14 protein-coding genes are annotated in these 14,152 nt (G+C 73.3%); 9 read left to right on the top strand and 5 right to left on the bottom strand.

Annotated elements, in window-relative coordinates:
• Positions 1 to 182: 182 nt before the first annotated feature.
• From ACFCY7_RS09985 to hutH, 4 genes are all read left to right on the top strand, one after another.
• Positions 183 to 1,322, top strand: coding sequence for an adenylate/guanylate cyclase domain-containing protein (locus tag ACFCY7_RS09985; RefSeq protein ID WP_376483036.1), 1,140 nt, complete (start codon positions 183 to 185; stop codon positions 1,320 to 1,322).
• Between the two features lie 67 nt (positions 1,323 to 1,389).
• Positions 1,390 to 2,184, top strand: coding sequence for an enoyl-CoA hydratase/isomerase family protein (locus ACFCY7_RS09980; RefSeq protein ID WP_367821517.1), 795 nt, complete (start codon positions 1,390 to 1,392; stop codon positions 2,182 to 2,184).
• An 89-nt stretch (positions 2,185 to 2,273) separates the two neighbouring features.
• A complete protein-coding gene (locus ACFCY7_RS09975) occupies positions 2,274 to 3,440 on the top strand; it encodes a diguanylate cyclase domain-containing protein (protein ID WP_376483034.1) in 1,167 nt (388 codons plus the stop codon).
• Positions 3,441 to 3,520: 80 nt separating this feature from the next.
• Entirely contained in the window at positions 3,521 to 5,065 is a 1,545-nt protein-coding gene (gene hutH, locus ACFCY7_RS09970; RefSeq protein WP_376483088.1) for a histidine ammonia-lyase, read from the top strand.
• A gap of 145 nt (positions 5,066 to 5,210) precedes the next feature.
• Here the strand turns inward: hutH and ACFCY7_RS09965 are convergent, their stop codons facing one another.
• Positions 5,211 to 5,477: a hypothetical protein gene (locus tag ACFCY7_RS09965; protein WP_376483032.1), complete on the bottom strand. Its 267-nt coding sequence runs from the start codon at positions 5,475 to 5,477 to the stop codon at positions 5,211 to 5,213.
• Positions 5,478 to 5,588: 111 nt separating this feature from the next.
• On the opposite strand from ACFCY7_RS09965, the gene ACFCY7_RS09960 reads away from it, so the two are divergent.
• Positions 5,589 to 5,930, top strand: coding sequence for a hypothetical protein (locus ACFCY7_RS09960; protein WP_376483030.1), 342 nt, complete (start codon positions 5,589 to 5,591; stop codon positions 5,928 to 5,930).
• Between the two features lie 247 nt (positions 5,931 to 6,177).
• Positions 6,178 to 7,443 carry an Ig-like domain-containing protein gene (locus ACFCY7_RS09955; RefSeq protein WP_376483028.1) on the top strand — a complete coding sequence of 422 codons (1,266 nt, stop codon included), beginning with the start codon at positions 6,178 to 6,180 and terminating at the stop codon, positions 7,441 to 7,443.
• Between the two features lie 135 nt (positions 7,444 to 7,578).
• Here the strand turns inward: ACFCY7_RS09955 and ACFCY7_RS09950 are convergent, their stop codons facing one another.
• Positions 7,579 to 8,430 (bottom strand): helix-turn-helix transcriptional regulator, encoded by an 852-nt coding sequence (locus ACFCY7_RS09950; protein ID WP_376483026.1) that lies wholly within the window; start codon positions 8,428 to 8,430, stop codon positions 7,579 to 7,581.
• Positions 8,431 to 8,559: 129 nt separating this feature from the next.
• Between ACFCY7_RS09950 and ACFCY7_RS09945 the strand changes: the two genes are divergently transcribed.
• A complete protein-coding gene (locus ACFCY7_RS09945; RefSeq protein WP_376483024.1) occupies positions 8,560 to 9,612 on the top strand; it encodes an NAD(P)-dependent alcohol dehydrogenase in 1,053 nt (350 codons plus the stop codon).
• 120 nt (positions 9,613 to 9,732) lie between these two features.
• Positions 9,733 to 10,092 (top strand): DUF1330 domain-containing protein, encoded by a 360-nt coding sequence (locus tag ACFCY7_RS09940; RefSeq protein WP_376483022.1) that lies wholly within the window; start codon positions 9,733 to 9,735, stop codon positions 10,090 to 10,092.
• A 16-nt stretch (positions 10,093 to 10,108) separates the two neighbouring features.
• Here ACFCY7_RS09940 and ACFCY7_RS09935 read toward each other — a convergent pair whose 3' ends face one another.
• Entirely contained in the window at positions 10,109 to 10,648 is a 540-nt protein-coding gene (locus ACFCY7_RS09935) for a hypothetical protein (protein ID WP_376483021.1), read from the bottom strand.
• A 105-nt stretch (positions 10,649 to 10,753) separates the two neighbouring features.
• Between ACFCY7_RS09935 and ACFCY7_RS09930 the strand changes: the two genes are divergently transcribed.
• Positions 10,754 to 12,088 carry a BTAD domain-containing putative transcriptional regulator gene (locus ACFCY7_RS09930; RefSeq protein WP_376483019.1) on the top strand — a complete coding sequence of 445 codons (1,335 nt, stop codon included), beginning with the start codon at positions 10,754 to 10,756 and terminating at the stop codon, positions 12,086 to 12,088.
• Between the two features lie 10 nt (positions 12,089 to 12,098).
• Here ACFCY7_RS09930 and msrA read toward each other — a convergent pair whose 3' ends face one another.
• Together msrA and ACFCY7_RS09920 are read right to left on the bottom strand one after the other, a co-directional pair.
• Complete coding sequence (msrA, locus tag ACFCY7_RS09925; RefSeq protein WP_376483017.1) at positions 12,099 to 12,764, bottom strand: peptide-methionine (S)-S-oxide reductase MsrA; 666 nt, start codon at positions 12,762 to 12,764, stop codon at positions 12,099 to 12,101.
• Between the two features lie 193 nt (positions 12,765 to 12,957).
• Positions 12,958 to 14,061, bottom strand: coding sequence for a hypothetical protein (locus tag ACFCY7_RS09920; protein WP_376483015.1), 1,104 nt, complete (start codon positions 14,059 to 14,061; stop codon positions 12,958 to 12,960).
• Positions 14,062 to 14,152 lie beyond the last annotated feature (91 nt).

Below are 14,152 nucleotides of genomic sequence, written 5' to 3'. Positions count from 1 at the left end.
GCGAGGGCGGGCGCACCCCCGGACGCGCGCCGCGCCCTCCGGGGGCGGTGCACCCGGAGGGCCGCCCGTACCGCCGGGTGGGCGTTCCGGCGTGAGCCAGCGCACACCTGTCGTATCGTGGACCGCGATCCAGGCGACAGATCGGCAGGGCAAGTGGGCAGGGAACGGGCAGGAGGCGGCCGGTGACCGTCGACGACGAGAACGAGGGCGGCGCGCCCGAGCCTCCCACGTACCCCACGCCTCACCACGAGGTCGACCACACGGCCGAGCCGAGTGACGACCCCCTCGCCATCCGCCTGGAACAGCTCATCCTCGGCGCCGACCGCCGCTACACGCCCTTCCAGGCCGCCCGCACCGCCGGCGTCTCCATGGAGCTCGCCTCCCGCTTCTGGCGCGCCATGGGCTTCGCCGACATCGGCCAGGCCAAGGCGCTCACCGAGGCCGACGTGCTGGCCCTGCGCCGGCTCGCCGGCCTCGTCGAGGCCGGACTGCTCAGCGAGCCCATGGCCGTGCAGGTCGCCCGCTCCACCGGGCAGACGACCGCCCGGCTGGCCGAATGGCAGATCGACTCCTTCCTGGAGGGCCTCACCGAGCCGCCCGAGCCCGGCATGACCCGCACGGAGGTCACGTACCCGCTGGTCGAGCTGCTCCTGCCCGAACTGGAGGAGTTCCTGATCTACGTGTGGCGCAGGCAGCTCGCCGCCGCCACCGGCCGGGTCGTGCAGGCCGCCGACGACGAGGAGATGGTCGACCGGCGGCTCGCGGTCGGCTTCGCGGACCTCGTCGGCTTCACCCGGCTCACCCGCCGCCTGGAGGAGGAGGAGCTCGGCGAGCTCGTCGAGGCCTTCGAGACGACCTGCGCCGACCTCGTCGCCGCGCACGGCGGCCGGCTCATCAAGACCCTCGGCGACGAGGTGCTGTACGCCGCCGACGACGCCGGCACGGCCGCCGAGATCGCGCTGCGGCTCATCGAGACCCTCAGCCACGACGAGACGATGCCCGCGCTCCGGGTCGGCATCGCCTTCGGCACCGTCACGACCCGGATGGGCGACGTCTTCGGCACCACCGTGAACCTCGCCAGCCGCCTCACCTCGATAGCTCCGAAGGACGCCGTCCTCGTCGACGGCGCGTTCGCGGAGGAGCTGTCCAGGACCCGCGAGGCCCCCGCCTCCGAGACGGCGGCCGCCGAGGAGGCGATCCGCGCCGAGAAGGAGGGCCGCGAGGCCGCGCGCTACCGCTTCGCCCTCCAACCGATGTGGCAGCGCCCGGTCCGAGGCCTCGGCGTCATCGAGCCCTGGCTCCTGACCCGCCGCCCGACTTAGGATCTCCCCGGTGAACGCCGGTTAACAGCCGTTAACGGGCGGGTCTTGGTCGGGAGGGTGTGCGGTCATGTCCGAGCAGCGTTTTGGTGAGTTCGTGGTGGTCCGGAAGGACGGGAGCGGGCACGTCGCCGAGCTCGTCCTCGACCGGCCCAAGGCGATGAACGCCGTCTCCTCCGAGATGGCCCGCTCCCTCGGCGCCGCCTGCGAGGCGCTCGCCGCCGACCCGTCGGTCCGCGTCACCGTGCTGACCTCGTCGAACGACCGGGCGTTCTGCGTCGGCGCCGACCTCAAGGAGCGCAACTCCTTCACCGACGCCGAGCTGGTCCGCCAGCGGCCGACCGCCCGCGCCGCCTACACCGGCGTCCTGGAGCTGCCGATGCCGACCGTCGCGGCCGTGCACGGCTTCGCCCTCGGCGGCGGCTTCGAGCTGGCGCTCGCCTGCGACGTGATCGTGGCCGACGCGACCGCCGTGGTCGGCCTCCCCGAGGTCTCCGTGGGCGTCATCCCGGGCGGCGGCGGTACGCAGCTGCTCCCGCGCCGGGTGGGCGCGGCGCGCGCCGCCGAGCTGGTCTTCACGGCCCGCCGGGTGGAGGCCGCGGAGGCCCGCGAGCTGGGCCTCGTCGACGTCCTGGAGGAGGACGCGCGGACGGCGGCGCTGGAGCTGGCGGGCCGGATCGCGGCCAACTCGCCGGTCGGGCTGCGCGCCGCGAAGAAGGCGATGCGGCTCGGTCAGGGCCTGGACCTGCGGGCGGGCCTGGAGGTCGAGGACGCGGCGTGGCGTTCGGTGGCCTTCTCGGGCGACCGGGCGGAGGGCGTCGCGGCCTTCAACGAGAAGCGCAAGCCGAACTGGCCGGGCGAGTAGGCCGTTCGCGTCCCTCCGATTTTCCTCGAATGTCACGTACGGTGACGTCTCGAAGGTGAAAACGGGTCAAACCTCCCTAAGCTGGAGGAATGGGAGAGGATGTACGGCTGCGGGCCGTAGTGGCGCTGGCGCAGGGGATGGCGGCGGCGCACACTCCGCGAGAGTTCTGGCGGGCGGCGGCGCTCGGGGCCTGCGACGGGCTCGACGGCACGTTCGCGGCCCTGTCCGTCTGGCAGCGGGACCACGGCCGGCTGAAGGTCCTCGTGAACGCGGGGGCGCGGGCCGTGGGCGAGGAGGAGTTCCCGGACTCGGAGACGTATCCGGTGCACCAGTTCCCCGAGATCACCGAGTTCCTGCACGACCAGTGGGCGGGCGGCGGCGAGCCGGACTCCTGGGTGGAGACCGCCGCCGACCGGGTCCCCACCGGCCGCGTCCTCGGCCTCCGCAGGCGGGGTAGGGGCTGCTGCGTGGTGGCCCCGATCGTGCTGCACGGGCGGGCCTGGGGCGAGCTGTACGTGGCGCGCCCACCGGAGGCGAAACCTTTCACCCGGGCGGACGCCGACTTCGCGACCGTCCTCGCGGCGGTCGTCGCGGCCGGCATCGCCCAGGCCGAGCGCCTGGAGGAGGTGCGCAAGCTGGCCTTCACCGACCCGCTCACCGGGCTCGCCAACCGGCGGGCCGTCGACACCCGGCTCGACGAGGCCATCGAGCGCTACCGGGTGGACGGCTCCGTCGTCAGTCTGGTGGTCTGCGACCTCAACGGCCTCAAGCGCGTCAACGACACCCACGGCCACGCCGTCGGCGACCGCCTCCTCGAACGCTTCGGCTCCGTCCTCTCCCGCTGCGGCGCCCGGCTCCCCGGCGCCCTCGCGGCCCGGCTGGGCGGCGACGAGTTCTGCCTCCTCGCGGTCGGCCCCACGGCGGACGAGGTCGTGGGCGTCGCCGAGGAGCTCTGCGTGCGCGCGGCCGAACTGGAACTCGGCGAGGGCGTCGCCTGCGGCGTGGCCTCCACCGGCGACCCCATCGGCCCCCTCAAGTCCGCCCGCCGCCTCTTCCGGCTCGCCGACGCCGCCCAGTACCAGGCCAAGGCCGACCGCTCCGCCAAGCCCGTCGTCGCCGGCCGCGACGGCACCGTCATCCGGCTCGCCGACGCCCCGCCCGGTGCCCGCGACCGCCGCCGCTTCCGCGACGCGCCCACGGTGGAACCCCCGTCGGGGGCCCGGCCGGACACACCACCGGGGGCGACTGACCGGTAAGGGTCCCCGCCGTGTCGGGACAGTGACACATTCCCCTAGTGACATGTCGGTCTTCAATCCGTAGGGTGCTGAATATGGATATGCAGACAGTCGTCGTCCTCGGCACGTCCGGCACGACCCCGCAGGACGTCATCGACGTCGCCCGCCACGGCGCCCGCGTCGAGCTGTCGACCGACGCGGTGGCCGCGCTGGCCGCCGCCCGGGAGATCGTGGACGCCCTCGCCGCCAAGCCCGAGCCCGTCTACGGGGTCTCGACCGGGTTCGGCGCCCTCGCCACCCGGCACATCAGCCACGAGCTCCGTGCCCAGCTCCAGCGCAACATCGTCCGCTCGCACGCCGCCGGCATGGGCCCGCGCGTCGAGCGCGAGGTCGTCCGCGCGCTGATGTTCCTGCGCCTGAAGACCGTGGCCTCCGGCCACACCGGCGTCCGCCCCGAGGTCGCCCAGACCATGGCCGACGTCCTCAACGCCGGCATCACCCCGGTCGTGCACGAGTACGGCTCCCTCGGCTGCTCCGGCGACCTCGCCCCGCTGTCCCACTGCGCCCTGACCCTGATGGGCGAAGGCGACGCCGAGGGCCCCGACGGCGTCGTCAAGCCCGCCGGCGAGCTGCTCGCCGCCGCCGGCATCGCGCCCGTCGAACTCAAGGAGAAGGAGGGCCTCGCCCTCCTCAACGGCACCGACGGCATGCTCGGCATGCTGGTCATGGCCCTCGCCGACCTCGACACCCTCTACAAGTCGGCCGACATCACCGCCGCGCTCTCCCTCGAAGCCCTCCTCGGCACCGAGAAGGTCCTCGAACCCGAGCTGCACGCGATCCGCCCGCACCCCGGCCAGGCCGCCTCCGCCGCCAACATGCTCGCCGTCCTCAAGGGCTCCGGCCTCACCGGCCACGCCCAGGCCGGCGAAGCCCCCCGCGTCCAGGACGCCTACTCCGTGCGCTGCGCCCCGCAGGTCGCCGGCGCCGGCCGCGACACCATGGCCCACGCCCTGCTCGTCGCCGAGCGCGAGCTCGCCGCCGCCGTCGACAACCCGGTGGTCCTGCCCGACGGCCAGGTCCGCTCCAACGGCAACTTCCACGGCGCCCCGGTCGCGTACGTCCTCGACTTCCTCGCCATCGCCGCCGCCGACCTCGGCTCCATCGCCGAGCGCCGCACCGACCGGCTCCTCGACAAGAACCGCTCGCACGGCCTGCCGCCGTTCCTCGCGGACGACGCCGGCGTCGACTCGGGCCTCATGATCGCCCAGTACACGCAGGCCGCCCTGGTCAGCGAGATGAAGCGGCTCGCCGTCCCGGCCTCCGCCGACTCCATCCCGTCCTCCGCCATGCAGGAGGACCACGTCTCCATGGGCTGGTCCGCCGCCCGCAAGCTGCGCACCGCGATCGGCAACCTCAACCGGATCATCGCCGTCGAGATGTACGCCGCCACCCGCGGCATCGAGCTCCGCGCGGGCCTCACCCCGGCGCCCGCCTCGCAGGCCGCCATCGACGCGCTGCGCGCCGCCGGCGTCGAGGGCCCCGGCCCGGACCGCTTCCTCGCCCCGGACCTGGCCGCCGCCGACGCCTTCGTCCGCGAAGGCCGGCTCGTCGCCGCCGTCGAGCCGGTCACCGGCCCGCTCGCGTAACGACCATCCGCGCGACGCCCGCCGTCACGCGTCGAGGGCCCGCCCCCGGGATTCCGGGAGCGGGCCCTCGCCCGTATCGGGAACGCGCGCGCCCGTATCGGGAACGCGCCGGGGAACGTGCTGAGGAACGCGTCGGGGAACGTGCTCAGAAGGCCCGGCCGCGCCGCCGCATCGCCAGCGCCACGAAGCCCGCGCCGACCCCCAGGAAGCCCGTACCGCCCAGGACGTACGGGGTGGTGTCCAGCCGGCCGGTCTCCGCCAGGCGCCCGTCGGCGACGGGGCCGTCCTGACTCACCCCGACCCGGACCCCGCCCTGCTCGTCGGTGGCGTTCGCGGACGGCACGAACCACAGGGCGCACAGCAGCGTCCCCGCGGCGGTGGCGGTCAGCAGTGGGCGTCGGGCGGCGGACACGGAAATTTCGATCCCCCTTGCGGAAACCGCGAATTGGTCGGTGCGCCGATGCTAATGAACACAGCGGGTCGCGGGAAAGCCGAGACCCCCCGGGCCCCTACGCTCCGACCCATGAGCACTTCTGACACAGCACGCTATGTACGCCTTCGCGTCGATGTGGTCCTGGAGATCGACGGACCGGCCGAACTGGTCGACGCCGCGAAGGCCCGGATCGACGGCGACGAGTTCATGCCCGAGGAGGAGCGGGTGCAGGCCCGCGCCGCCGCGGCCGAGGACAGCGCCGAGGCCCTCGCCCACCTCGTCGAGCCCTTCGACCTCATCCGCGACGTCCCCGGCATCGAGATGGTCCAGGCCTCCTGGAGCACCGAGGAGATCGAGTACGACCCCGATGCACTGGAGTGGGACCTCGGCGAGGAAGATGGGGACGAGGAAGACGACGACGACCAGCCGTAGGGGTGGGCACCGGCCGCAGCGCCGCCGGTGGACGCCCTGACCGAAGGCCCTGGGACGGTGTCCCGGGGCCTTTCCCGTGCACGGTCCCCGGACGGTTCGGGGGCGGTTCGGGGCACCCGGGAACCGGACGCTCCGTTCGTGCGTGTCGATCAGTGGTGTTCCCCACAAACCGTTCGGTTACGGAACCGGACGGGGTGTCATGGGTATTCACATAGATGAAGCAAGATCCGGCAGGGAATCGGCGACGATGGAGAAGCGTGTGATGACGGACGGCAAGCGCCGCAAGAGCCTGGCCGCAGCGGCCGCCGTGCTCGGCGGCGTGCTGGTGCTCTCGGCGTGCAACGGCGACAAGGACGGCAGCGCCTCCGGATCCTCCACGCCACCGTCACAGGCCCAGGTCGACGAGGCGGCCGCGCAGAAGACCTCCAAGGCGCAGATCACCATCTCGCCGAAGAACGGCGCGCAGAACGCCTCCATCAACAACGACGCCAAGGTCACCGTCACCGAGGGCAAGCTCACGCAGGTCACCATGACCTCCGCCGAGGGCACCGCCGTCGAGGGCGACATAGCGGCCGACGGGCTCAGCTGGAAGCCCTCCGGCCCGCTCAAGCGCGCCACGGTCTACAAGATCGCCGCCACCGCCACCGACGCGGCCGGCCTGGAGGCCCACGAGAACGCCTCCTTCACCACGGTCTCGCAGGCCAACAGCTTCATCGGGAACTTCACCCCCGAGGACGGCTCGACCGTCGGCGTCGGCATGCCCGTCTCGATCAACTTCAACAAGGCGATCACCGACAAGAAGGCCGTCCAGGGCGGCATCAGCGTCTCCTCCAGCTCCGGCCAGGAGGTCGTCGGACACTGGTTCAACTCGACGCGCCTCGACTTCCGCCCCGACCAGTACTGGACCGAGGGCTCGACCGTCACGCTGAAGCTGGACCTCGACGGCGTCGAGGGCGCCGACGGCGTCTTCGGCGTCCAGCAGAAGACCGTCACCTTCAGGATCGGCCGCAACCAGGTCTCGACCGTCGACGTCGCCACCAAGACCATGACGGTCACCCAGGACGGCAAGACGATCAAGACCATCCCGATCTCCGCCGGCTCCCCGGACAACACCACCTACAACGGCCAGATGGTGATCTCCGAGAAGTTCAAGGAGACCCGGATGAACGGCGCCACCGTCGGCTTCACCGACGACGACGGCAAGGGCGAGTACGACATCAAGGACGTGCCGCACGCCATGCGCCTGTCCACCTCCGGCACCTTCATCCACGGCAACTACTGGGGCGCGCGGTCGATCTTCGGCTCCGTGAACACCAGCCACGGCTGCGTCGGCCTCGCCGACGTCAAGGGCGCCGGCGACCCCAACCAGATGGCCGCCTGGCTCTTCGACCACTCGATCGTCGGCGACGTCGTGATCGTCAAGAACTCCGACGACAAGACGATCAAGCCCGACAACGGCCTCAACGGCTGGAACATGAGCTGGGCGGAGTGGAAGGCCGGCTCGGAGGCCTGACCCCCACGCGCGGCACGACGGCCCCTTCCCGGCACCGGGAGGGGGCCGTTCCCGTTCCCGGGGGGGCTCCGGTCGTTTCCCGCTCCCGCTCCCGCTCCCGGGAGGGCTCCGGTCGTTCCCGTTCCCGCACTTCCGTCAGCGTGCGTCCGCCCGCTCGTCCGCGCCCCAGGCGGCCAGCAGCCGCAGCGACTCCTCCGAGGGCGACCCCGGCTCCGCGTGGAAGGTGACCAGGTACTGCTCCTGGTCGTCGGCCACCACGAGCGTCTCGCACCACAGCGTCAGCTCGCCCACCAGCGGATGGTGCAGCCGCTTGGCACCGTGGCCCTTGTCCTTCACGTGGTGTGCCGCCCACAGGTTCCGGAACGGCTCGCTCTTCACCGACAACTCGCCGACCAGCGCCGACAGCAGCGGATCGTCCGGATGACGGCCCGCGTCCACCCGCAGATGGCTCACGACCTCGCACGCCTTCTGCTCCCAGTCGACGAACAGGTCCCGGCAGTTGTCGCCCAGGAACAGCAGCCGGGCGATGTTGCGCTCCTCCGGCGGCAGCGCGGTCACGTCGCCGAACAGCGCGGCGGCCATGCGGTTCGACCCGAGGACGTCCGTCCGCCGCCCCACGACGTACGCGGGCACCCCCGTCATCGCGTCCATCAGCTGCTGCACGCCCGGCCGCAGACGCTGCGGCCGGGATGGCCGCCTGCGCCCCGGCGCGGGCTTGGCCAGGCGGGTGAGGTGGTCCCGCTCGGCCCCGCTCAGCCGCAGGGCCCGCGCGATCGCGTCGAGGACCTCCAGGGACACGTTGCGGCCGTTGCCCTGTTCGAGCCGGGTGTAGTACGCCACCGACACCCCGGCCAGCTGCGCCAGCTCCTCACGGCGCAGCCCCGGCACCCGGCGGTGCCGCCCGGAGTCGGGCAGCGCCACGTCCTGGGGTTTCAGCCGGGCCCGCCGGGAGCGCAGGAATTCGCCGAGTTCGGCACTGAGGTCCATACGACCCGATTATCGGCGACCCGGGCGTCCGGCGGACGTACGTTCCTGACCCCACCAGTGGTAGGCACGGCGGACGTAGGCAGGACAGGTGGCTGGGTACGGCCCGCCGCGTCAGGCAGGCTCGACGGCATGACCACGCACGTGACCACCGTCCCCGCCTACGCCGCCCCCGCCGCCCACGCCCCGCTGGAGCGCACCACGGTGCCCCGCCGGCCCGTCGGCCGGCACGACGTCCTCATCGCCATCGAGTACACCGGCATCTGCCACTCCGACATCCACCAGGCGCGCGACGGCTGGGGCAAGGGCATCTACCCGATGGTCCCCGGCCACGAGATCGCCGGCGTCGTCGCCGAGGTCGGCCCCGGCGTCACGAAGTTCCGGGTCGGCGACCGGGTCGGCGTCGGCTGCTTCGTCGACTCCTGCCGGGAGTGCGACCACTGCCTGCGCGGCCTGGAGCAGTACTGCTCCCGGGGCGGCACCGCCACCTACAACGGGCGCGACGAGAACGGCGAGCCGACCTACGGCGGCTACTCCACCCACATCGTCGTCGACGAGAACTACACCCTCCGCATCCCCGACGGCATCGGCCTCGACGAGGCCGCCCCGCTGCTCTGCGCCGGCATCACCCTCTACTCGCCGCTCGCCCACTGGCAGGCCGGCCCCGGCAAGAAGGTCGCCATCGTCGGCCTCGGCGGCCTCGGCCACATGGGCGTCAAGATCGCCCACGCGCTCGGCGCCGAGGTCACCGTCCTCAGCCGGTCGCTCAAGAAGCGGGAGGAAGCCCTGAAGCTGGGCGCCGACCACTACCACGCGACCGGCGACCCGGAGACCTTCGCCGCCCTCGCCGGCACCTTCGACCTCGTCATCTCCACCGTCTCCGCCCCCCTCGACTTCGGCGCCTACCTCGGCCTGGTCAAGACGGACGGCGCCCTCGTCAACGTCGGCGCCCCCGAGGAGCCCGTCGCCCTCAACCTCTTCTCCCTCATCGGCGGCCGCAAGACCCTCGCCGGCTCGATGATCGGCGGCATCGCCGAGACCCAGGAGATGCTCGACTTCTGCGCCACCCACGGTCTGGGCGCCGAGATCGAGGTCATCGCCGCGGACAAGATCAACGAGGCCTACGAACGCGTCATCGCGAGCGACGTCCGCTACCGCTTCGTCATCGACGCCTCGACGATCTGACACCGGTCACACCGGTCACACCGGTCACACCGGTCACACCGGTCACACCGGGCCACGACAGCCGGGGCATGACGTCCGGGGTAATCGACCCCGCACGGCATGCCCCGGCACTCTTGCGTCATGACCGCATACGCCATCGGAAACCTGCACCCGAAGCCCGTCCTCGACGAGGAGGTCTTCACCTACATGGAGCGCATCCAGGCCACCCTCGACCCCTTCGGCGGCCACTTCCTCGTCCACGGCGCGCGCACCCGCGAGGTCCGCGAGGGCAGCTGGCCGGGCGCCCTCGTGATCATCGGCTTCCCGACGTACGAAGAGGCGAGCGCCTGGTACGCCTCCGAGGCCTACCAGGCGCTCATACCGCTGCGCACCCGCCACATGCCCGGCGACGTCCTGCTGGTCGACGGCGTGCCCGAGGGGTACGAGGCGGCCGCCACCGCGGCGGCGCTGCGCGCCCTGAGCGTCCCGGCCGACGAGTGAGGGGCCGTGCGCCCGGTCAGGACACCTTCGCGCAGAGGGAGTCGATCGTTCCGTGGGCGAGGGTCAGCGTCTTGTAGCCGGTCGGGGAGACGTCCAGGCTGTAGGCGCCGTCGACCGTGTAGAGGCCGCGCGGCACGTTCCCGCCGGCCTCGCCGAAGCCCGCGAGGACGGGTCCGACGACGTACCAGGACTGGGAGCGGTCGGGGCGGACCACCACGACCGCGCGTCCGCCCGCGTCCGCGTCGTAGGAGGCACCGGTCGCGGAGTTGACGACGCGCACCACCAGATCGCCCTTGTACTCGAAGACCTTCGTGCCGTCCTCGTAGGCGGCGAGGGTGCGCCGCACGACCTCGTCGACCACGGGCGAACCCTGGACGGCGAAGTCGCAGCGCGCACCGGCCGGGTAGGACCAGGACGGGGAGGGCGCGGGCTCCCAGCCTCCGTCGGCAGCGGCAGCGGCAGCGGCACCGGCACGGACATCGGCGGCTCCGGCCGGAGCGGACAGCGCCAGCACGGCGCCGACGGCCGTCAGGGACACGAGAATACGTCGCTTCAAGACAACTCCTCGGTGAGGGAGAACGTGAACGGGCGCCAGCCTCCCCGTACGTCCTGACCACATCCTGACCACGCCTCCGGGGCACCCCTTAGGGTGACCGGCACCATGGAATTCATCCTGCTCGGACCCTTCGAGGCACGCCACGAAGGGCAGCGCGTGCGGCTCGGCGGCCGCCGGCAGGAGCGCTGTCTGCTCGGGATGCTCCTCCTGGACGCGGGAAGCCCCGTCCCCACCGACCGGCTCGCCGACCTCCTGTGGAACGGCAGCCCGCCCGCCGCCGCACGCGCCACCCTGCACACGTACGTCGGGCGGCTGAGGGCCGCGCTCAAGCCGTACGGCGTGACCGTGGAGACGCGGCACGACGGCTACGCGATCGACTGCTCCGCGCACACCGTGGACGTCCGGGAGTTCCTGGACCTCGTCGGCCGGGCCGCCGTGGCGGGCGACCCCGGCGAGCAGGTCCGGTGCCACGACAGGGCCCTCGCGCTCTGGAGCGGACCCCTCCTCGCCGACACCCTCGACGCGCACCAGCGGGACCGGCTCGGCGGCCGGCTCGCCGAACTGCGCCTGACCGCCCTCGAACAGCGCGCCGAGACCCAGCTGTCCATGGGCCTCCACGAGCGCGTCCTCGCCGACCTCGCCCCGCTCGCCGGCGAACACCCCGGCAGGGAAAGGCTGGTGGCCGCCCACATGACCGCCCTCTACCGGGCCGGGCGGCAGACCGAGGCGCTGGACCTCCACCGCGCCACCCGCGACCACCTCGTCGACGAACTCGGCATCGAGCCCGGCCCCGCCCTCACCACGCTCCACGAGCGCATCCTGACCGCCGACGCCCGGCTCGACCGCCCGCCGGCCCCGCTCTACGCGGTCCGCGTCCGCGACGAGTGGCTGCCCTGGTCCACCAGCGGGCATCCGGCCCTGGAGTTCTGCAACACCTACGCGGGCTGGCACCGCGCCCCGGCCGTCCCCGGCTCCGACTGGCTCCGCACCTACCGCACCCTCGCCGTCTGGGCCGGCCACCAGGACCTCGCCGCCGACCCGCTCGTCGACCGGCTCCTCGACACCGCCCGCGCCCGGCCCGCCGAAGCCGCCGAGGCGCTCGCGGAGGCCAAGGCCTTCCGCACCGCCCTCTACCGCTGCCTCACCGACCCGGCGGACCCCCGTGCCTTCCGCACGGTCGCCCGCACGGCCGAGGCGGCCGCCCGCGCGGCGGTCCTGGAGCTCGGCGACGACGGCCTCGCCCACTGGCGCCTGCCGGCCTCCACGGGCCTGGCCCTCCCCCTCCTGGCCACCGCCCGTGCCGCCGCCGACCTCCTCGCCGACCCCCGCCGCCTCACCCTCAGGGCATGCCCCAGCGACGACTGCGGGTGGCTCTTCCACGACACCACCGGCCGCCGCCGCTGGTGCTCGACGGCGACCTGCGGCGGCGGCCGGTCCTGACGGGAAGCGCTCAGCCGTCGGCCTTCGCCACGCCGATCGGGCACGAGACGCCCGTGCCGCCGATGCCGCAGTAGCCGGCCGGGTTCTTGTCCAGGTACTGCTGGTGGTAGGCCTCGGCGGGGTAGAAGGGGCGGGTGTCGTCGGCCGGGAGGACGTGGGTGGTGATCTCGCCGTAGCCGGAGCCGGTGAGGACGCGCTGGTAGGCGTCGCGGGAGGCGGCGGCCTGCTCGGCCTGGGCGGGGGAGTGGGTGTAGATCGCGGAGCGGTACTGGGTGCCCACGTCGTTGCCCTGGCGGAAGCCCTGGGTGGGGTCGTGGGACTCCCAGAACAGCTTGAGGAGGGACTCGTACGAGACCTTCGCGGGGTCGAAGACGACGCGGACGACCTCGGTGTGCCCGGTGAGGCCGGAGCAGACCTCCTCGTACACCGGGTTGGGCGTGTGCCCGCCCTGGTAGCCGACGAGGGTCGTCCAGACGCCCTCGGTCTGCCAGAACTTGCGCTCGGCGCCCCAGAAGCAGCCCAGGGCGAAGTCGGCGACCTCCAGGCCCTCCGGGTAGGGGCCGAGGAGCGCGTTGCCGAGGACGGTGTGGCGCTCCGGGACGGAGAACTCCGGCTCGGGACGGCCGCGCAGGGCCTGCTCGGGGGTGGGGAGGACGGGGGTGCGGGACAGGAACATGCTGCATCTCTCCTCGACGGTCGGCAGTGGACACAACGCCTACGACCGGGAAGGGATTCCCCGGGGGCCCGGCCCGCCCCGGCCCGGGCGGCCTGCTCCGCCCCGCCCACCCGCCCCGCCCCACCCGGCTCGACCTCCACGCGCCGCGCCGCCCCGCTCGACCTCCACGCGCCGCGCCGCCCGCCGCGCCCCCCTAGCCGGCCCCCGCGTACCGCGCGGACTCGTCGCGCATCCGGCAGAACTCCGCCGCGGGGTCGCCCTTGTACCGCCAGGGCAGCGCGCCCACGTACCCGTCGACGAGCCGGAACTGCACCAGCGCCTCGTCCCACCGATCCTGCAGGTACAGGTAGTAAGCGAGGAGGTGCCGGACCTCCGGCAGGCGCGGATGGGCGGGGTCGGCGGCGGCCACGTCGGCGAGGGCGGCGTCCACGGCGGCGAACATCTCCGGGGTGCGGTCCACGTCGGTCGAGTCCGACTCGTCGTGCTCGAAGTGGGCGATCAGCGGGAAGGCCGTCATCAGACTCCCGGGCGGTGCCCCGGCCGCTGCCCGTACGGCGAAGGCCCGCGCCGACTCGGCGGAACCGCACCACTTGGCGCACCAGTACTGGAGCGCCGAGAACGCGGCCTCGTAGTGCTGCGGGGCCCGGTCGGCGATCTCCCGCCAGACCCGCCGCACCTCGTCGTGCGGCAGTCCGAGGCCGATCGCCGTCCAGATCTCGCCCACGTACGGGGACGGGTCGTCGACCGGGGCCAGTGCCACGGCCCGCACATGCTCCTCGCGGGACCGGGCCAGTACGCGGCGGAAGCCCTCGAACTGCTCCTGCGTGGTGTCCGCCGCCCGCCCCGAGCCCCGTACCTTCCACGCCAGGAACACCGTCCCGCGCGCCCGCACCAGCGCCGCGCCGGGATCTCCCGGCCGCGCCTCCTCCCACGCCCGCAGCCATCCGTCGTCCTCCGCGGCCAGGTCCGCGAACTGCTCGCAGAGGAAGCTGCGGCGCTCCCAGTCGCGGGCCGCCGCGGCCGCGTCGAGCAGCTCGGCGGCCGGCTCCCACTCGCCCGCCGGCGCGGCCGCGACCGCCACCGCGACCGCCGGCGGCAGCGGGGCGGCCAGCTCGGTGTGCTGCCGCTCGGCGCCGAGGAGTCCGAGCGCCGTGGCGCGAGCTGCCGTCCCGGCGGCGTCGGGGTCCGCGCGCGCACCCTTCGCGAAGCCGCGTACGACGGCCGTCGTGAAGAGGAGGCCGAGGGCGAGCAGGCCGAGGGCGAGAGGGGTCAGGACGACCCAGAGAAGGATGATCACGAGGTCTCGTTCGGGGAGAGGGTGAGGGAGAGGAAGGGGGAGGGGGAGAGGGCTTAGGGGCGGCGGGGCCATGCGGAAACGGGGCCGGGCC

The sequence above is a fragment of the Streptomyces sp. NPDC056361 genome (assembly GCF_042262805.1).
Classification (GTDB): domain Bacteria; phylum Actinomycetota; class Actinomycetes; order Streptomycetales; family Streptomycetaceae; genus Streptomyces.
Note: the sequence above shows the minus strand (reverse complement) of the source record. Positions and strands in the feature narration are given on the sequence as shown.

Bases quoted from the DNA above. Each gene is read 5' to 3' on its own strand.
- ACFCY7_RS09980 (WP_367821517.1), top strand. From the start codon at position 1,390: ATGTCCGAGCAGCGTTTTGGTGAGTTCGTGGTGGTCCGGAAGGACGGG.
- ACFCY7_RS09975 (WP_376483034.1), top strand. From the start codon at position 2,274: ATGGGAGAGGATGTACGGCTGCGGGCCGTAGTGGCGCTGGCGCAGGGG.
- hutH (WP_376483088.1), top strand. From the start codon at position 3,521: ATGCAGACAGTCGTCGTCCTCGGCACGTCCGGCACGACCCCGCAGGAC.
- ACFCY7_RS09960 (WP_376483030.1), top strand. From the start codon at position 5,589: ATGAGCACTTCTGACACAGCACGCTATGTACGCCTTCGCGTCGATGTG.
- ACFCY7_RS09955 (WP_376483028.1), top strand. From the start codon at position 6,178: ATGGAGAAGCGTGTGATGACGGACGGCAAGCGCCGCAAGAGCCTGGCC.
- ACFCY7_RS09950 (WP_376483026.1), bottom strand. From the start codon at position 8,430: ATGGACCTCAGTGCCGAACTCGGCGAATTCCTGCGCTCCCGGCGGGCC.
- ACFCY7_RS09945 (WP_376483024.1), top strand. From the start codon at position 8,560: ATGACCACGCACGTGACCACCGTCCCCGCCTACGCCGCCCCCGCCGCC.
- ACFCY7_RS09940 (WP_376483022.1), top strand. From the start codon at position 9,733: ATGACCGCATACGCCATCGGAAACCTGCACCCGAAGCCCGTCCTCGAC.
- ACFCY7_RS09930 (WP_376483019.1), top strand. From the start codon at position 10,754: ATGGAATTCATCCTGCTCGGACCCTTCGAGGCACGCCACGAAGGGCAG.
- msrA (WP_376483017.1), bottom strand. From the start codon at position 12,764: ATGTTCCTGTCCCGCACCCCCGTCCTCCCCACCCCCGAGCAGGCCCTG.